Origin of the sequence: Advenella sp. EE-W14 (genome assembly GCF_012923605.1) — a bacterium.
In the GTDB taxonomy this organism is placed as follows: Bacteria; Pseudomonadota; Gammaproteobacteria; order Burkholderiales; family Burkholderiaceae_B; genus Advenella; species Advenella alkanexedens.
The window spans coordinates 67,345-84,804 of sequence record NZ_JAAVNG010000014.1; the positions used below are offsets into that span (position 1 = coordinate 67,345).

The following is a 17,460-nucleotide window of genomic DNA, read 5'->3' on the forward strand; positions in this document are numbered from 1 at the left end:
TGCCAGCTTGCATTATCTTCATAGGGTGGTTTTCATTTAAGCCGAATGGCCATATCGCAACGACCTAGCCTTCTCCGAGCAGTGCACCGGCAAATTCCGAAGCAACAAACGGCTGCAGATCATGCAGGGATTCACCCACACCAATCCAATAAACCGGAATCGGGCGTACACCATGACTGCCTGCGGCAACGGCTGCCAGCGTACCACCTTTGGCCGTACCATCCAGTTTGGTCACGATAAGACCGGTTAAATCCAGGGCCGCGTCAAAAGCCTTGATTTGGGAAATGGCATTCTGACCCGTATTACCATCCACCACCAGCAACACTTCATGCGGTGCGGAAGCATCCGCCTTGCCAATCACACGCCTGATTTTTTTCAGTTCTTCCATTAAATGAAGCTGGGTGGGCAAACGTCCGGCAGTATCAACCATGACCACTGATGCATTACGCGCCTTGCCGGCATTGACGGCATCAAAGGCAACTGCGGCAGGGTCACCGCCATCCTGGGCAATAACGGCCACATTGTTGCGCGAACCCCATTCAATCAGTTGCTCGCGGGCAGCTGCCCTGAAAGTGTCACCTGCAGCCAGCAGGACGCTGGCGCCCTGGGCCTGAAAATGATGGGCCAGTTTGCCAATAGATGTGGTTTTACCGGCACCATTCACGCCTGCGATCATGACCACCAACGGAGAGGCACGCTTCAGATTAAAATCTTTTTCCAGCGGTTTAAGGTGCTCGGTCAACAGTTCTTTCAAGGCGGCTTTCACTTTTGCGGCATCATCAATCCGCTCTTTCTTGACCTTGGCGCGCAAAGCTTTAAGCAGTGATTCCGTGGCTTCCATACCCGAATCAGCCATGATCAGTGCCGTTTCAAGCTCTTCAAACAGGTTTTCATCAACCTTGACACCGACAAAAATGGCACTAATACTTGAACCGGTTCTGGACAACCCCTGTTTAAGACGCGAAAGCCATGATTTCTTTTCAGGGGCCGGGGCGGGCTCTGGCTCTGGCTCTGGCTCTGGCTCTGGCTCTGGCTCTGGCTCTGGCAAAGAGGATAGCACCGGTTCTGGATCGCTTGTGGCCGGTGATGCCAAAGGTGCGGCAGGTTCAGATTGTTCAACAACAGGCTGACTGGACTGCTGCTCGGGTATTTGTGCATGCTCTATATCCTGGCCCTGCCCCAAAAGCATGGCATCCTGATCCGATCTGGCCTGTTCATTTACCTGAACAGGCGCTGGTGTGTGTTCGGGCAACACGGGAGCATTCTGAACAGCCTCTGAAACAGAAGCCTGATCATTGGCCGTCGGGCTTTCTGCCTCATCACCACGTGCCGTCTGCTCAACAAGACTTTCCTGGTCTTTATGATCCTGCGGCTTGGGTTGCTTTTTTTTCCTGAAGAAACTGAACATATGAAATTCGATATATTAAAAATTTGATTCTGAAGAAGTATTTTAACAGTCCTGTTTTTTATTTTTGCTTTTCTGCTTGCGCTTATAATCTTATCCACGCAAACCACAGGAAGATGCCGTTATTTTGCCCAAACACGTTTATCCTGTACAAGCACAGACAAATATGGCGCTCAACGCCACCATTTTTGATCATAGTGGGTTCAATGCAGCAATACAAAAATCATGAATACAACTTATAAAAAAACCAGCGGGACACCGCATAAAGTCCGTATTATCGGAGGCCATCTCAAGCGCACGATCCTTCCGGTGGCCGACGTTCCGGGGCTGCGCCCCACGCCTGACCGCGTTCGGGAAACCGTTTTCAACTGGATTAACCACTTATGGGACAGTGATTACAGTAATAAATCGGTTCTGGATCTGTTTGCCGGCACAGGTGCCCTGGGCTTTGAAGCCGCCTCACGTGGCGCAGAACACGTGCAAATGGTTGAAAACAACCCCCAAGCCATGCTCAATCTGCGACAAATTCGCGACAAGCTCAATTTGCAGCAAGTACGGATTAACAATGGTGACGCCATGCTGGTTCTAAAACGCATGGATGCCAGCCGCTTTGACCTGGTTTTTCTGGATCCCCCATTTCAAAAGGATTTAATCCAGGAAGTTTTGCCTTATCTGCCCCAAATTTTGAAACCCGGCTCATTACTTTATACAGAATCCGAAAAAAAAATCACCTTAAGTCCCCCTTTCAAATTAATGAAGGAAGGAAAGGCCGGTGCCGTGTTTTTTCAGCTACACCAATTTAATGAAGTGTAGTAAATTACCTTATAATCCCTTTTTTTTCAAAAGATATTTGCCATGATCACTGCCGTATATCCAGGTACCTTTGACCCACTCACCAGAGGCCATGAAGATTTGGTTCGTCGGGCAGCAGGCCTGTTTGACAAAGTTGTTATTGGTGTTGCCTCAAGCGCGGGTAAAAATCCTTTGTTTACGCTTGAGGAAAGACTGGAAATCGCCAATGAAGTATTGGGTCACTACAGTAACGTGACGGTCAAAACTTTCGATGGTCTGCTCAAAGACTTTGCCCGCCAGGAAGAGGCACGTGTCATTATCCGTGGCTTGCGCGCAGTCTCCGACTTCGAATACGAATTCCAGATGGCTGGCATGAACCGCCACCTGCTGCCCGATGTCGAAACCCTGTTCATGACGCCCTCAGACCAGTACCAGTTTATTTCCGGCACTTTTGTACGTGAAATTGCACTGCTCGGTGGCGACGTGAGCAAATTTGTTTTTCCGTCCGTAGAGCGCTGGCTGCAAGAAAAAGCCAGGGCCAGGAAAGAAGCCAAAGCCGCACAATCTAAATAAGCCATATCGTTAAGTACCGGCTTACCGATACGGTTAACGATATTCAAAACACCCTGTCATGACCTGATTTTGCAATAATACAAATTCAGGTCATTTCATTCTGGCATATTTTTTACAGCCTGCAGATGCGCACCAGTTCAGCAGGTTGCATTTTGCCGCCCCGGATTTATTGATTGATGCAGCCCTAATATCCCTAGTAAAATAGTCCGTATATGCCGGTCAGCCCTTAAAATGGAATATAATATAAGGGTAAATACTTAACAGGCAAATTCAATATCATGGCTTTATTAATTACTGAAGAATGTATTAACTGTGATGTCTGTGAACCGCAGTGCCCTAATGATGCCATCACCATGGGCGATGAATATTACGTCATTAACCCGGAAAAATGCACCGAATGCGTGGGTCACCATGACACGCCGCAATGCATGCAAGTTTGTCCGGTAGACTGTATCGAGCCCGATCCACAATGGCAAGAAGATGCCGGTCAGCTAATGGAAAAATACAAAAGGCTTACGGCCTGAGCAGCATGTTATGAACCACCGCCACCTAACGTCCAGCGTTCAGGTGGGGTGTGCCTTCTGCGCTTACATGTTTCAGGCTGTCGCCTGCAAGGCTTGGTGATCTTCCGGGTGCAATTTCATTAAATGAATGGTTTTGCCATAATAGTTGGAAAACCAGGCTGTGGCCAACTCTCCCTCATTCACTGCCCGTAATGATTGCCCATTCAGGGTAATTGACTCAAACGCTTCCTCATCATCTTCCAGGACATCCATGGGGATATCCAGCCGCAACATGCCCGGGGCCCTGAAAACCAGATAAGAAAACCGGATGGACAATGAAAGCTCTGCTGTCTTTCCCTCCGAGTCCTCTAAAACCTGGGCGTTTTCATCCATCAGAAACCAGCGATTCTGGTACTCAGGCTGAACACTATCCCTGACTGCCATACATGAAAAAACCGGGGTGAATTTTGCTGTTTCATTCATAATAAAACGGATGAGAAATAATTAATAAAACAAAAAGAAGAAACCATTATGGTTGGACTTCAACAGGGACAGCGGCTTCGGTTTCTGTTGATGGAACAGGGGCCGCCTCTGGGGCGCCTGACTCGTCGGGTGCTGCCGGAGAGGCCATTTCACTTGCGTCGGATGCCTCCAAAGCAGGCGCCTGCTTCTGCTCTGTAACAGACTGTTCTTTTATTGCCTGCTCTTTTATTGCCTGCTCTTTTTCAGCCCGCTCTTTCGCCACCTGTTCTTTTTTCTTTTCCAGCAATTTGCCCAATGGCGAATTTTTAAGTTTATCCCATTGCAGCTGAACGCTTAACGACTGACCGACTCTTGAAACAATGGCTGGCATGTTTATTTCCTTGATCGAAAGCGTAACAGTACCTTGACTGATGTTAACCGGCTGACGTGTCTTCAAGGTGACAGGAAGCGTGAAGTCTCCCTTGTTCAAATTAACCAGCATTTCATCCGCCTGCCCCTGAACCACAAATTTCTCACTTTCAAATAACAAAGAAGACAGCTGTGCAATGCCGTTGTCAACTTGCGCATCCGCAACAATCCGGGAGTAAGGACTGGAGGCATTAAGATCGACCGTAAATGGATATGTTGACGTATCAGGATCCAGGTATGTCAACGGGTCATTTTCCAGCCGGTTGAGATCAAAACCCTTGACAAGACCATTTTCAGCCTTGACCTGGACCTGTCCCTTGATATTATCCAGGATAGTTTGTTCATTGGATCCCTTGCTTTCAAGCTGTAGCCTGATAAAGGCACGCCCACTTACCCAGGGAGTCCAATTGAGCGCCTGCAACATTTGGGACACGTCTATGGCTTCCAACTCCACACCGGTTTTGATATCTTCATTGGCCAAATCAAACTTTGCATCTGCCCGTACCTGCCCATCAAAAACCCAGGATTTGAACGAAGTCATTTCAAGATTATCGCGATCGAAACGAAAAATAGCCTGTACATCATTGAAAGCGATATCCTGATAGCGCATCTGCTTCAGATTAATCGTTCCCATGCCACGCAATGCCTGGAGCAACTCTCGCTTCAGGCTGCCAGCGGGCGCGGATACTTGCTGGGGTTGGGACGATTGCCCCACAGTGTTTTCAGCTGCCTGGACAGTTACGGCTTTGTTATTTTTTTCCGGCACTGATTCAGGAGACGCTACGGATTTTTCAGCTTTTCCTGTTTCTGCAGTGTTGTTTTCTTTCTTGGCTACTGCCGCAATCGGCCCCAGAATCTGATCAAGACTGATGGAATCTGCCATTAAATCAAAATTTACATTTGGCCTGGAAAAATTATGCAGCTCGCCATCCAGATTAAATTTACCGGCATTCACCACTGCATCCAGCTTGAAGCTGGCCCGATCTTTCTGGAAATCGGCATTGATACTGCCAATCAGAGGAACCTGTTGCTCTTCTAACCCTTGATCCTTGAAACTGGCATTGCCACTAATCGCGGAAAGCATCACGATCCGGTCAATCAGATTCATCTGTGCCGGTGAAGAAATATTCAAACCAATCACACGGTTATTGGGCTGCGCATACTTGCCATCAATTTTGACTTCCGAAATTTTCAGGTTATCGGCAGAGCCACTAATACCCTTGAGCGATAAATTCACCCCAACCTGTTCACGCCCCTTCATCCGAAGAAAACCAATCAGCGGTTTACCACCAGCCACGGTAGAGGAAATATCCAGTTCCGGTGATTCAAAAGACCACTCATAAGACTGCTCATTGACGTGCTGCGCATTGCCCTTGAACGAAAAATTTTCAAGCTGCAGCAAGGGTGCGGAAGAATCGAAAATCAATTTTGGTGCCGTCACACTCACATCAATTTTTTTAAGTGATGCACCTTCGGCTCCATTTCCAGCCAGCACCAACTCCATGCCAGAGCCGGTAATCGCATGGGCAAAACTATCTATGTTGAAACTGCCTTTAAGGGTTGCACTGCTGGCATCAATATCGCCCAGTCTGCCTTTTAAGGCAACCTCCAGTTTCTGGGCATTATAAAGTTTGGTTACCGGGTCCAGCTTGAGCAGCCCCTGCACATTCAATTGTGCATTCACCCGGGGATGATCACCTTCCAGCCGTGCGGCCAGTGAAATATCAAAAGGCTGGTCAAAGGTGACCCTGCCCGTATTAATTGACATGCCTTGCAAACGCATATCCAGCTGATTGGCCAGATCCTTGAAATAAACCTCGCCATTCTGGAGCTCAAGCCCGGCAATATCAATTTTAAAATCGGCATTATGGGGCTGAGGCAATACGGTATCGCCATCGGCCTCGTCTTTAAGATGATCAACGACTACTTTTTGTTCAAACAGGTCTTCAAAGTTCAGATCGCCGGCTTCATTACGTACCACCCAGGCCTTGAAACCACTGACCGCGACATGATCAACCACAAAACGATTGGAAATAAGTGGCCAGATAGCCACCGCAAAACGGGCACTGTTGATAGAAACAAAAACATCATCCCTACCCGGCTCGGACAAAGACAGTTGATTGACCGACAGGCCAATGCGGGGAAAAAGTGATAATTCGATATCGCCTTTTATCTGAAGATCACGGTCATAATTGGACCTGACTATTTCTTCGAGTTTATATTTATAGGCATTTGGATCAAAAGTAAGCAAAAAGACCGCACCACCCACAAAGGTGACAAGCAGAAGCACAACCAGACTCACCAACACGCGCTTGAGCCATTTTTTCATGACGGATTTTTTCACTCACTTTATTTTAAAGACCGGCATTGGCGCAAAATGCACCAATGCGTACCCAAGTCCTTAATACTACCCCAAGTTTTACTTATCTGGTAGGGAAATTAGATCACACGTTGAACAGGAAGTTCAGGACATCACCATCCCTGACGACGTACTCTTTACCTTCAGCACGCATTTTTCCGGCTTCTTTGGCACCTTGCTCACCCTTGAACTTGACAAAATCATCAAAGGCAATGGTTTGTGCACGGATAAAACCACGCTCAAAATCGGTATGGATAACACCCGCCGCTTTAGGAGCCGTATCACCCACCCGAATTGTCCAGGCACGAACCTCTTTGACACCGGCGGTGAAATAGGTTTGCAAACCCAGCAAGTTATAAGCGGCACGAATCACACGATTCAGACCTGGCTCTTCCATGCCCATATCCGCCAGGAAGACTTCTTTGTCTTCATCATCCAGATCGGCAATCTCGGCTTCAATCGCCGCACATACCGCCACCACGGGTGCATTCTCCGCCTTGGCATATTCCTGTACCGCAGCCAGATGAGGATTATTTTCAAAACCGTCTTCTTTCACGTTAGCCACATACATGGCACGTTTGGCGGTAATGAAGCAATAGGACTTGATCAGGGCCTGCTCTTCCTCATCAAGATCCAGCGAACGGATTGGACGGGCCTCGTTCAGGACAGGAATGATTTTCTCCAGCACCGCACACAGTTTTTGTGCGTCTTTATCGCCAGCACGAGCGGTTTTCTGGGCTTTTTGCAGTGCTTTTTCTGCTGAAGACAAATCTGCCAGTGCCAGTTCGGTATTAATGACTTCTATATCTGAAATGGGATCCACCTTGCCGGCCACGTGCACCACGTTTTCATCCTCGAAGCAACGCACGACCTGCACAATGGCATCGGTTTCACGAATATTGGCCAGAAACTGGTTACCCAGGCCCTCACCTTTTGAAGCACCGGCAACCAGACCAGCAATATCAACAAATTCGACAGTGGCTGGCAGGACGCGCTCGGGCTTGACAATAGTGGCAAGTTCATCAAGCCGTGGATCGGGCACTTCCACAATACCTACGTTGGGCTCGATAGTACAAAACGGGTAATTCTCGGCGGCAATCCCCGCTTTCGTTAACGCATTAAACAAAGTTGATTTGCCTACGTTGGGTAAACCAACGATGCCACATTGAAGAGCCATTGAAAATCCTTAATAAATCAAAGCACGAAACCCGCTATTGTACCTCTGGGAAAGGTACAATTTCAGGAAATTTAACCGTTTTTATGAAGAATAAGCCGCTTAATCCAGTACGCGATAGCCGCGACCAATCATACAGTTGCGGATTACCTGTTTTTGAGAAGCCGCTGTTGATACACCCCCTGCCGCTGCGCCTGTCACCGCACCAACACCTGCCGCCTGGGCGATACCCGTGCTATTGCCCCCCCCCACCAGGCCCAGCACTGCGCCAAAGGCGGCACCCGCCAGGGCCCCACCGCCCGTCCGGCCAGCACCATCTACCTGTCGGGCGTAATTCTGACAGTCACGAAGATCATATTCATAATTTGACATATCCCGGCCTTGCCCATCGACGACAGGACGATAGCCGGTGCAGCCTGCCACCAATACGGCCAGAAACACTGTTGAAGAAATCAATTTTACGCTTTTCATATTCACCTCTCAATTTGTGGCCAGTTCAGGACTGAACTGCAATAAAAACCAAACCAGCAAGATAGGACCGGAATTAAAAATCATATGCAGGAAAATAGACGTGCTTATTCCATCACGCACCCGCATCCAACCAAGCACCATGCCTGTAAACCATTGTGGCAACACCAATAATGGCATCAACCACCAATTCATTTCGGTAAACCTGAAATTCCATAAATGCAGGCCGGCAAACACCAGCACCGAACCATGAAAAAACAGGGGAAAAAACCGTTGGTAATTGACACGCCAATGCCATTTTAAAGCATGTTCATTGGTGGTAAGCCCCCGGATATCCAGTATTACAATCAACATCAGTACCAGCAATAGCAACACTATACTATGAAGCTCTGGCCCCATTACAACAACCCAGGTCATTAATGGAATCAACCAAATGCTTAATCGTGGTCTGCGCAAAGAATAACGAAACAATAACTCTTCGGCCACAGGCGCCCACAACACCGCTGTTAAAAAGGGAATATTATTGATATCGAGACGATGGGCTGCACCTGTTTTACTGGCCACCATCAGGGCGATAGGCGCAAACACAAATATATTGATGATCCACAGACACCCCGCCCATTGCAGCATTCGTCCGACAGAAGTCGCAGGCACCCAGTCTTTCCACCAACCATTGCCGCCACCCCTGCCCGGCTTGCGCGGTGACAATGCCGGACGTCTGATATAGCGAAAAAACTCGGCAAACTCCTGTCGAAAACTAGGTGACTTCATTATTAGGCAATTCCTTTTGATTCCTGCAAGGAACTGGAGGCTTTCGAAAACTCTCCTTGCAGCAGCAAAGGAACAATAACACGAGAACGACGGATTTCATCATCAATCAGGGGCATATCTTCCTTACGTGGCATATGCAACACGTAATCGGCCACATTTTGTGCCAGTCCCTGTGTACGGGGATGTCCTATTCCCAAACGCAAACGCCAGAAGTCGGGGCTACCCAATGCGGACTGAATGTCACGCAAACCATTGTGGCCCGCATGACCTCCCCCTTTTTTCAGCTTCACCTGGCCTGGCGGTAAATCCAGCTCATCATGCAACACCAGGATTTCTTCCGGGGCTATTTTATAAAACCGCGCCAATGCACCCACAGCCTGTCCCGAACGATTCATGTATGTAGACGGTTTCAGTAAGAAAATATTGTTTCCCTGATATTTTGCCTTGGCAACCTGCCCAAAAAAAGCAGGCTCCGGATTGAAGGTGGCATTCAGGTCATCGGCGATATGATCGGCCAGCCAAAACCCGGCATTATGCCGCGTGACTTCATATTGACTGCCCGGATTGCCCAGGCCCACAATCAGACGAATGGATAAAGACATGCTCAGCGACCCTATAAAACAATAGCCCCCGAACGGCAAAAAGCATTACGGGGGCTATTCATGAACAAAACATCACAGACAAGATACAACATTGCCTGTTCATTTCGAACGTAATGTTACGACTTACTCGGCAGATTCGCCATTTTCAGTGTTGTCAGCAGCTACTTCAGCAGAAGCAGAAGCCAATACAGGATCATCACCGATCACAACAAACTGCACGCCTGCAGGCGCAACCAACTGGCTCAGGTGGAACACACCGCCTGCCTCAAGGCCGGCCAGATCCACTTCGATAAACTGCGGCAAATCTTTAGGCAGACAAGTAATCTCTACTTCGTTGGCGACAGTGGTGATTTTTGCGCCTTGCAGCTTGACGGCTGGAGACACGTCTTCGTTTTTGAAGTGCAAAGGCACTTTGGTCGTGATGGCCTGGTCAGCGCTAACACGTTGGAAGTCAACGTGCAAAACCTGAGGCTTATAGGCGTGCCATTGAACAGCACGCAACAATACATTTTGTACTTTGCCATCCAGTTCCATGTCAAGAACTGAAGCGTGGAACTCTTCTTTACGCAAAGCGTGGAAGATTTCGTTATGATCAAGTTCAATACTCAAGGCGTCGCCTTTACCACCGTAAACGATGGCTGGCACGCGGCCTGCGCGGCGCAGGCGGCGGCTCGCACTCGATCCCTGTACACTACGCGAAGTGGCTGTGAATTTCATGGAATACTCCAAAATAAACGTAATTAATACGTATAGATAAAAAAATCAAACCGGAAACGGTTTAATCACGAAATCCGATGCCGCGACCAGCACCGGATAAAAATTAGTCTACGAACAGGGAGCTGACCGACTCGGCGTGAGCGATACGCAAAATGGTTTCGCCCAGCAAGGCGGCAGTTGAAAGCTGACGGATTTTAGCACAACCGGCAGCCTGCTCGCTCAGGGGAATGGTATCGGTAACAACCAGTTCATCCAGTTCGGATTCTGTAATACGCTCTATGGCGCTGCCTGACAAAACAGGGTGGGTACAATAAGCATAAACAGCACCGGCTCCGCGCTCTTTAAGGGCGGCGGCAGCCTTGCACAAGGTACCGGCGGTATCAACCATATCATCCATAATGATACAGGTACGGCCATCTACCTCGCCGATAATATTCATGACTTCAGAAACGTTGGCACGTGGGCGGCGTTTGTCAATAATCGCCAGGTCAGCTTCCAGCTGTTTGGCCAGGGCACGTGCACGCACAACACCACCGATATCAGGGGATACCACAACCAGATTGTTCAGATTACGCTGATCGATATCTGCCAGCAAAACCGGCGCTGCATAAATATTATCAACAGGAATATCGAAGAAACCCTGAATCTGGTCAGCATGCAAATCCATGGTAAGGATACGGTCAACACCCACACCTTGCAGCATATTGGCGACCACTTTGGCCGAAATGGCAACACGGGCGGAACGCGGACGGCGATCCTGGCGTGCATAACCAAAATAAGGAATGGCAGCGGTAATACTACCGGCTGAAGCACGACGCAAGGCATCAACCATGGTCATGATTTCCATCAGGTTATCATTGGTGGGGGCACAGGTAGGCTGCAAGACAAATACATCACGGCCACGGACATGCTCGAGAATTTCAACCATCACCTCCCCGTCTGAGAAACGTCCGACAGTCATTTTTCCAAGAGACATGTCAAGATGATTCACTACATTGACAGCCAAACGTGGATTCGCTGTTCCAGTGAAAATCATGAAGTTGTTGTTAGTCATGATAGAGAGGATTTTTTTGAGAGATGAAATAAAAAAAACCGCGAAACCTTAACCCAACTTATAGGCCAGGCCCGACGGCTCCGATGATGTACTTAACGAGATTTTGGCTGGGGCGGAAGGATTCGAACCTTCGCATGCTGGAATCAAAATCCAGTGCCTTAACCAGCTTGGCGACGCCCCAAAATTTCATGTACCGTTAACCAAGAAAGCTTGTGAAAGATTGCTTGTTAACTGAAAGATGAAATTATAGCTGTTTTTCTTAACTTGTGAACCCCTTTCTTCACTTTTTTAATAAATTTGTTGTTTTTGTATCAAATACACGACAAAAAAATTTTTTCTCTTGTTTGATATTGTTTTTTACATTGAAAACCCAAATCACCCACCACCAAGTGATACCACAAGGCCTCGCATTAAGTTTAATTTTTCACCCAGTCATGCAAAGGATGCCGGACCAAGCCCCGAGCGGCGATTATCCGCTCAACAGGCACAGAGGCCCCCTGGTTGAATGCAGGCAACGCGACCTCAAGCTCATGCCCGACCTGCAAGGCATCTTCGTAAGAATTGAAAGGCGCGAAAAAACAGGCCCCCGACCCGGTCATGCGTGCCTTCACCTGCCGGACATCCAACCAGTCCACCAACTGCTGCAATCCGGGATGCTGGCGACAAGCCACCGCCTCCAGATCATTATGACCAAAAAAAGCGGGCTGGCTTAATGACGAGGCTTCAGATATGGGCAAAGACAGGCTTTGCTGCACGTCCTGAACCGTAACCAATGGGGTATTTCGACAAAGGTCGGGATCGGTGAAAATGGCCGGAGTGGGAATTCCCAGCCGGGGCTGAAAAACCAGGTACGCGTGCCCAGGCACACGACAGGCGGTAAATGCTTCACCAATACCTTCGGCAAACGTATTTTGACCAAACACAAACACCGGAACATCAGCCCCTAATGGCAAAGCCAGTTGCTGTAATTCCCAACGGCTTAATCCCGTTTGCCATAAGCGGTTAAGCGCAATCAGGGTACTTGCCGCATCACTGGACCCCCCCCCAAGGCCACCGCCGGCCGGAATGTTTTTTTGCACCTGGATCGTGGCCCCCTTGGCGGTGCCTGTCGCCTTTTGCAAAGCACGGGCAGCGCGCACAATCAGGTCGCTGTCGTGATCAATCCCTGGCAAGCTGGTTTGCCGGCATATCACACCATCATTACGCAACTCAAACTGCAGGCGGTCAGCCAGATCTATGAACACAAAAACCGTTTGCAGCAAATGATAGCCATCTTCCCGGCGACCGGTCACATGCAAAAAAAGGTTCAGCTTGGCCGGTGCCGGCACATCGTACAGATGCTTCATTATTCTTGACTATTCATTAATGACCAATCTGACCGTAATGGTCTGAAAGGGTTCGTTGCGCACCATGCCCAGTTTACGAGGACCTTTATGATCATAATCAGACAGGGTGACTTTCCAGCCAGCCTGGATAAATGAGCCCAACTTACCTTGCGCATCGCGTTGCTCCTGCTCTACGTTTGCCGGTGCCACAATGCCTTTGAGCCAGTAACGCAAGTCCGAAACCGGAATCTCGCTACCCAACACCTCGGCCACCAGGGCATCGGGATTTTCTGCCGTAACAATGGAGCCATCGGCATGAGTCAGCGTGGCACTGTCTGGCGTGACCGATACCCGGGCAAGCGTGGACCCCAAAGGGTTTCGCAAGTCCAGATCCAGGCGTTGCCTGGTATCAAACCATAAAAACCCGCCTTGCACGGCTTCTTTATTACGGTCAACGGTTTTATCCCATACCGTCAGGGCAAACCGCCCCGCCCGGCTGTAAGTGCCTTCATCCTGTTCGGGTTGTTTAAGGGCCGGTGCGCAGGCGGCCAGCGCACCCATCAAGCTCAACGCACCCACATAACGAAAAAACCGCTTGAACTGCTTCATTTTTTATCTCGCAAAGAAATACCAAGACGCTTGATTGCATCTTCCAGTGTCTTGTTTTGTTTTTCCAGTTCCCGGCCTTTTATGAAAATATCACGTGCCCGATTCTTTTCCCCCTTGACCCACAGCACTTCGCCAAGATGGGCAGCGATATCCGCCTGTTCGGACAATTCAAAAGCATTTTCAAGATACTCAAGCGCCAGCTCAAGATTGCCCAAACGGAACTGCAGCCACCCCATGCTATCCAGAATGAACGGATTATCGGGTGCCAGCGCAACCGCCCTATCCAGCAATAACTGGGCCTCATCAAGATGCATGTTGCGATCGGCAAAGACATAGCCCAAGGCATTATAAGCCTCCGGTGAAGACGGTTTGAGAGCGATCACTTCCCGCAACAAGGTTTCCATTTCTTCAAAACTTCCCTGCTGCTCGTACATCATGGCCAGCTCATACTTGATAAGGGCATTCCTGGGCATGTCGTTGTCGGCCTGCCTCAAATAACGAATGGCCTGATCCGCCTTGCCGGCATTACGATAAATAAGGGCTTGCGTCAGACGAATGCGCACGGCATCGTCTTCCTCTTCAGGCTGAAGCGATTTCAACAATGCGGTTGCCTTGGCCTCATTGCCGTTTTTGCCATGCAAGACGGCAATTTGCATTTGGATCTGTAGCTGCGCACTGGGATCATCAATTTTTTCCAATTGACTGATTGCGGCCCGATAATTTTGTTCTTCTTCGTAAATTTGTGCCAGCATAATCCGGGCATCCGCAGACTGTCCCTGGGCATCGGTTTCGGCATCAGACAGGGCCTCACGGCGCTGCGTCTGGACATCCAGAAACTGTTTAAGCAATTTTTTAGCCTGGGTCAGCTGCCTGGCCTGGTAATAAACCTGCGCTTCCATATACAACAAATCAAAGTCTTCCGGAAAGTTTTTTTCCATTTCCTTCAACTCATGGATCGCGGCATCAAACTCCCTGTCATTGACCATCTCGCTAATATAAAGCAAACGCAACCGTCGTGCGGTCGTATTGGCCCGAATGAAGTTGCCGACAAGCTCCATCGCCTCTTTCTTATGGCTTTCCCGTCCGTATTGCAGAACCCGTTCGGCAGCGGCATCAGAGGCGGCATCAAGCTCGAGGGCTTTCAGGGATGAGTGCCAGGCTTTATCCAGCTCTTTGGCCTGATAGGCCAAATCAGCCAGCAACATGAAAGTGGTCGACTCATCGTCCACCAATGCTTCCACCGCTTTTTCATACACATCCAGCGCCATTCTTTTATCATTCATTCTGGCAACAATGGAAGCAGTCTGATAAATCGCCCGTTCTTTATTCTTGGCCTGTTTCAGCCGCAATCTTAATGCATTTACCAGCCCTTCGGTTTCTCCGTTAGAAGCGGCCAGTGCCAAGGCGGTAGCAGCCGCCTCTTCATTGTCAGGGTCAAGTTTGTACCACAGCCTGGCCGCATCTGCCGCTTTCTGGCTGGAAGAACTGGCCAAATACAATTGCATGGCTTTCCTGGCCATTGGCACATCATTTTTTTCTTTGGCAAAATCAAATGCAGCCTGGGCAGCCAGCTCGAACTTCTCATCCTGAATGGCAAACTCGACCACCAGCAAACTGAAAATATCGTCCGCATTGGTATGGTCTACCAACTGGACCGGCTTAAGCTTATAGGCAGGAATGAAATCAAGAGCGGCATGCAAACGGGGCATGACCGGCGCCATTTCGTCCTGGGCGCAGGCAGGGATACCCCACAGGGTGGAAACCGAGACAGCAGAGAGGAGGAGAATTTTTCTGAAAACAGTCACAGATGGAAAAATGGCCATACCGGAAAAAGTTCATACAGGAATACTGATATTATCATTCTTAAGTACAATTTCAGGTAAAACCACTTGTTGGTAAATGTTTAAACACTTGCCAGCACCGTAAAAAACAACACTTTTCACCTAAGCAACATACCTAAGCAACATGCCAGAATTACCTGAAGTAGAAACGACCCGGCGCGGTCTGGACAGCGTCATTACCGGCCATCAACTTAACGAAATCCGCATTCATCATCACCAGTTCCGCTGGCCCATACCGGAAAACCTGAATCAAATCCTGCAAGGCCATGTTTTACAGGCTTGTGAACGGCGCGGCAAATATTTGCTATTAGCCTTTGAACATGGGGTTTTAATCATTCATCTGGGCATGTCGGGCTCCATTCGTCGTGTTGCGCCCGGCGAATTTTTACTTAAACACGATCATGTCGAGTTTGTTTTTGACAATGCCGAATTCCGCCTGAACGATCCTCGGCGTTTTGGCGCGGTTTTATGGCATCCGGCCGAAAACGGCGATATCCTGAACCACCAACTGTTGGCCAGGCTGGGCATTGAGCCCTTTGACCCGCAATTTACGGCCACTTACCTGCACAAGGCCTTGCAGGACAAGAAAAGCGCCATCAAAACCGTCTTGCTAAACGGTGAAATTGTAGTGGGCGTGGGCAATATTTATGCCTCGGAAAGTTTGTTCAGGGCGCGCATAAATCCTCAAACCACCGCACAAACCCTTTCCCTGGCTCGCTGCAAACGGCTACATCAGGCCATTATGGACACCCTGGCCGCCGCCCTTGAATCAGGCGGCAGCACACTGAAAGACTATACCGGCACCAACGGCGAAGTGGGTGCCTATTTTGCCATTCACGCTGCTGTTTATGATAAAGAAAACGTGCCTTGCAAATCATGTGGCACCCCAATCCGAAAAATCATCCAGGGCCAGCGTGCCACCTATTTCTGTCCTAAATGTCAACGCTATTGATGACTTTGCCCGGATTCATGATGCCATTAGGATCAAGCACCCGCTTGATCTTGCGCATCAGGGACAATTCCACGGCCGACTTGTAATTGGGCAACAGGTCTTTTTTCAGTTGGCCAACACCATGCTCGGCACTGATGGAACCGTTAAAGGCATGCACACTGTTGTGTACCACTTCATAGATTTCTTTTTGGCGGGAAAGAAAACCTTCCTCTTGGCCAATGGGCGCACCCACGTTATAGTGCAGGTTGCCATCACCCAGGTGACCAAAAATAATATGGCGCACACCGGGAAAAGACGCCTGTAACAGCTCATTGGTTTTAGCCACGAATTCGGCAATTCTGGATACCGGAATGGACACGTCATGCTTGATGCCCTTGCCGATTTCGGCTTCCGCCAAGGGAATGCTTTCGCGTAAATGCCACAGGTCTTTGCTTTGCTGGATAGACTCGGCAATAACCGCATCCTGCACTTCACCTGCCTCTATCGCCTCACCCACCACCAGCTCGAACCGCTCGCGGGCATGCCCGGCACTTTCACTGTCGGAAATTTCAAGCAGGGCATACCACTCGGACTCAAGACTGGGGCCTTCGAACGGCATTTTTTGCTGGGGAAACAGCTTGGTCACCGACGTCAGGCAGTAATTGGACATCAACTCGAATCCGGTTAAAGAGGCGCCAAATCCGCTACGGGCACGTGACAGCATTTTAACTGCTGCATCAATATCATCCAGGGCAAGCAGTGCCGTACATTTGGCCACCGGCTGCGGGTACAGCTTAAGCGTGGCCGCGGTAATAATACCCAGCGTACCCTCACTGCCAATATACAAATTGCGCAAGTCATAACCGGTATTGTCCTTGCGCAAACCGCGCAGACCATCCCAAATTTCACCATCGGCCGTCACCACTTGCAGGCCAAGCGCAAGATCGCGGGCATTGCCATAACGCAAAACCTGGGTACCTCCGGCATTGGTGGCCAAATTGCCACCAATCGTGCAACTGCCCTCTGCCGCCAGACTTAACGGAAACAACCGCCCTGCCTTTGCCGCTGCCTCCTGGACCGATTGCAGGATGCAACCGGCCTGGACAGTGATGGTATCATTATCGGTATCAATTTCGAGTACCTGGTTAAGCCTGGTTAGCAAAACAACAATGGCATCACCTTTGTTGTTGGGCGTCGCTCCACCGCACAGGCCTGTATTCCCACCTTGCGGCACAACCGGAATATCGTACTGCAGGCAGGTTTTCACCACCTTTGCGACTTCTTCAACCGACCCCGGGCGAACCACCGCCTGCGCCTTGCCGGTATAACGACCGCGCCAATCGGTTAAATAAGCTTGCGCCTGTTCTGCGACAAGGACATGTTCAGCCCCAACGATTTCCTGTAAAACTGCCAAAATACTCATATCACGACCTGTAAAAATTCTG

17 protein-coding genes and 1 tRNA gene are annotated in these 17,460 nt (G+C 49.4%); 4 read left to right on the plus strand and 14 right to left on the minus strand.

Going from position 1 to position 17,460, the window contains the following annotated elements:
* Positions 1-64: 64 nt before the first annotated feature.
* On the minus strand, positions 65-1,189 hold the full coding sequence (gene ftsY, locus HCX92_RS13330) for a signal recognition particle-docking protein FtsY (protein ID WP_211182408.1): 1,125 nt from the start codon (positions 1,187-1,189) through the stop codon (positions 65-67).
* Between the two features lie 441 nt (positions 1,190-1,630).
* Between ftsY and rsmD the strand changes: the two genes are divergently transcribed.
* The 3 genes from rsmD (at position 1,631) to HCX92_RS13345 (ending at position 3,294) form a co-directional block, all read left to right on the plus strand.
* Positions 1,631-2,218, plus strand: coding sequence for a 16S rRNA (guanine(966)-N(2))-methyltransferase RsmD (gene rsmD, locus HCX92_RS13335; protein ID WP_169295453.1), 588 nt, complete (start codon positions 1,631-1,633; stop codon positions 2,216-2,218).
* A gap of 42 nt (positions 2,219-2,260) precedes the next feature.
* A complete protein-coding gene (gene coaD, locus HCX92_RS13340; protein WP_169295454.1) occupies positions 2,261-2,770 on the plus strand; it encodes a pantetheine-phosphate adenylyltransferase in 510 nt (169 codons plus the stop codon).
* A 278-nt stretch (positions 2,771-3,048) separates the two neighbouring features.
* The gene (locus HCX92_RS13345; protein ID WP_169295455.1) at positions 3,049-3,294 is read left to right on the plus strand and encodes a YfhL family 4Fe-4S dicluster ferredoxin; all 246 of its coding nucleotides are present in this window, start codon (positions 3,049-3,051) and stop codon (positions 3,292-3,294) included.
* Positions 3,295-3,366: 72 nt separating this feature from the next.
* Here HCX92_RS13345 and HCX92_RS13350 read toward each other — a convergent pair whose 3' ends face one another.
* From HCX92_RS13350 to HCX92_RS13405, 12 genes are all read right to left on the minus strand, one after another.
* Positions 3,367-3,717: a hypothetical protein gene (locus tag HCX92_RS13350; RefSeq protein ID WP_169295457.1), complete on the minus strand. Its 351-nt coding sequence runs from the start codon at positions 3,715-3,717 to the stop codon at positions 3,367-3,369.
* A gap of 85 nt (positions 3,718-3,802) precedes the next feature.
* Positions 3,803-6,508 (minus strand): AsmA family protein, encoded by a 2,706-nt coding sequence (locus HCX92_RS13355; protein WP_169295458.1) that lies wholly within the window; start codon positions 6,506-6,508, stop codon positions 3,803-3,805.
* Positions 6,509-6,608: 100 nt separating this feature from the next.
* Positions 6,609-7,700, minus strand: a complete 1,092-nt coding sequence (gene ychF / locus HCX92_RS13360; RefSeq protein ID WP_169295459.1) for a redox-regulated ATPase YchF — start codon at positions 7,698-7,700, stop codon at positions 6,609-6,611.
* Positions 7,701-7,799: 99 nt separating this feature from the next.
* Entirely contained in the window at positions 7,800-8,168 is a 369-nt protein-coding gene (locus HCX92_RS13365) for a glycine zipper family protein (protein ID WP_169295460.1), read from the minus strand.
* Positions 8,169-8,177: 9 nt separating this feature from the next.
* The gene (locus HCX92_RS13370; RefSeq protein ID WP_169295461.1) at positions 8,178-8,936 is read right to left on the minus strand and encodes a CPBP family glutamic-type intramembrane protease; all 759 of its coding nucleotides are present in this window, start codon (positions 8,934-8,936) and stop codon (positions 8,178-8,180) included.
* A gap of 2 nt (positions 8,937-8,938) precedes the next feature.
* A complete protein-coding gene (gene pth, locus HCX92_RS13375; protein WP_169295462.1) occupies positions 8,939-9,538 on the minus strand; it encodes an aminoacyl-tRNA hydrolase in 600 nt (199 codons plus the stop codon).
* 123 nt (positions 9,539-9,661) lie between these two features.
* Complete coding sequence (locus HCX92_RS13380; protein WP_169295463.1) at positions 9,662-10,255, minus strand: 50S ribosomal protein L25/general stress protein Ctc; 594 nt, start codon at positions 10,253-10,255, stop codon at positions 9,662-9,664.
* Between the two features lie 103 nt (positions 10,256-10,358).
* Positions 10,359-11,309 (minus strand): ribose-phosphate pyrophosphokinase, encoded by a 951-nt coding sequence (locus tag HCX92_RS13385; protein WP_169295464.1) that lies wholly within the window; start codon positions 11,307-11,309, stop codon positions 10,359-10,361.
* A 104-nt stretch (positions 11,310-11,413) separates the two neighbouring features.
* Positions 11,414-11,490 (minus strand) — tRNA-Gln (locus tag HCX92_RS13390).
* Between the two features lie 235 nt (positions 11,491-11,725).
* Complete coding sequence (ispE, locus tag HCX92_RS13395) at positions 11,726-12,655, minus strand: 4-(cytidine 5'-diphospho)-2-C-methyl-D-erythritol kinase (protein WP_169295465.1); 930 nt, start codon at positions 12,653-12,655, stop codon at positions 11,726-11,728.
* A gap of 9 nt (positions 12,656-12,664) precedes the next feature.
* Positions 12,665-13,243: a lipoprotein insertase outer membrane protein LolB gene (gene lolB / locus HCX92_RS13400; RefSeq protein ID WP_169295466.1), complete on the minus strand. Its 579-nt coding sequence runs from the start codon at positions 13,241-13,243 to the stop codon at positions 12,665-12,667.
* Positions 13,240-15,066 (minus strand): lipopolysaccharide assembly protein LapB, encoded by a 1,827-nt coding sequence (locus HCX92_RS13405; RefSeq protein ID WP_169295467.1) that lies wholly within the window; start codon positions 15,064-15,066, stop codon positions 13,240-13,242. The genes lolB and HCX92_RS13405 overlap by 4 nt, the downstream gene beginning before the upstream one ends.
* Positions 15,067-15,208: 142 nt before the next feature.
* Between HCX92_RS13405 and mutM the strand changes: the two genes are divergently transcribed.
* Entirely contained in the window at positions 15,209-16,036 is an 828-nt protein-coding gene (gene mutM / locus HCX92_RS13410; RefSeq protein WP_169295468.1) for a bifunctional DNA-formamidopyrimidine glycosylase/DNA-(apurinic or apyrimidinic site) lyase, read from the plus strand.
* Here mutM and HCX92_RS13415 read toward each other — a convergent pair.
* Positions 16,017-17,438: an FAD-binding oxidoreductase gene (locus HCX92_RS13415; RefSeq protein WP_169295567.1), complete on the minus strand. Its 1,422-nt coding sequence runs from the start codon at positions 17,436-17,438 to the stop codon at positions 16,017-16,019. The genes mutM and HCX92_RS13415 overlap by 20 nt on opposite strands.
* Between the last annotated feature and the right edge of the window lie 22 nt (positions 17,439-17,460).

Bases quoted from the DNA above. Each gene is read 5' to 3' on its own strand.
- ftsY (WP_211182408.1), bottom strand. From the start codon at position 1,189: ATGCTTTTGGGGCAGGGCCAGGATATAGAGCATGCACAAATACCCGAG.
- rsmD (WP_169295453.1), top strand. From the start codon at position 1,631: ATGAATACAACTTATAAAAAAACCAGCGGGACACCGCATAAAGTCCGT.
- coaD (WP_169295454.1), top strand. From the start codon at position 2,261: ATGATCACTGCCGTATATCCAGGTACCTTTGACCCACTCACCAGAGGC.
- HCX92_RS13345 (WP_169295455.1), top strand. From the start codon at position 3,049: ATGGCTTTATTAATTACTGAAGAATGTATTAACTGTGATGTCTGTGAA.
- HCX92_RS13350 (WP_169295457.1), bottom strand. From the start codon at position 3,717: ATGGCAGTCAGGGATAGTGTTCAGCCTGAGTACCAGAATCGCTGGTTT.
- ychF (WP_169295459.1), bottom strand. From the start codon at position 7,700: ATGGCTCTTCAATGTGGCATCGTTGGTTTACCCAACGTAGGCAAATCA.
- HCX92_RS13365 (WP_169295460.1), bottom strand. From the start codon at position 8,168: ATGAAAAGCGTAAAATTGATTTCTTCAACAGTGTTTCTGGCCGTATTG.
- HCX92_RS13370 (WP_169295461.1), bottom strand. From the start codon at position 8,936: ATGAAGTCACCTAGTTTTCGACAGGAGTTTGCCGAGTTTTTTCGCTAT.
- pth (WP_169295462.1), bottom strand. From the start codon at position 9,538: ATGTCTTTATCCATTCGTCTGATTGTGGGCCTGGGCAATCCGGGCAGT.
- HCX92_RS13380 (WP_169295463.1), bottom strand. From the start codon at position 10,255: ATGAAATTCACAGCCACTTCGCGTAGTGTACAGGGATCGAGTGCGAGC.
- HCX92_RS13385 (WP_169295464.1), bottom strand. From the start codon at position 11,309: ATGACTAACAACAACTTCATGATTTTCACTGGAACAGCGAATCCACGT.
- ispE (WP_169295465.1), bottom strand. From the start codon at position 12,655: ATGAAGCATCTGTACGATGTGCCGGCACCGGCCAAGCTGAACCTTTTT.
- lolB (WP_169295466.1), bottom strand. From the start codon at position 13,243: ATGAAGCAGTTCAAGCGGTTTTTTCGTTATGTGGGTGCGTTGAGCTTG.
- HCX92_RS13405 (WP_169295467.1), bottom strand. From the start codon at position 15,066: ATGGCCATTTTTCCATCTGTGACTGTTTTCAGAAAAATTCTCCTCCTC.
- mutM (WP_169295468.1), top strand. From the start codon at position 15,209: ATGCCAGAATTACCTGAAGTAGAAACGACCCGGCGCGGTCTGGACAGC.
- HCX92_RS13415 (WP_169295567.1), bottom strand. From the start codon at position 17,438: ATGAGTATTTTGGCAGTTTTACAGGAAATCGTTGGGGCTGAACATGTC.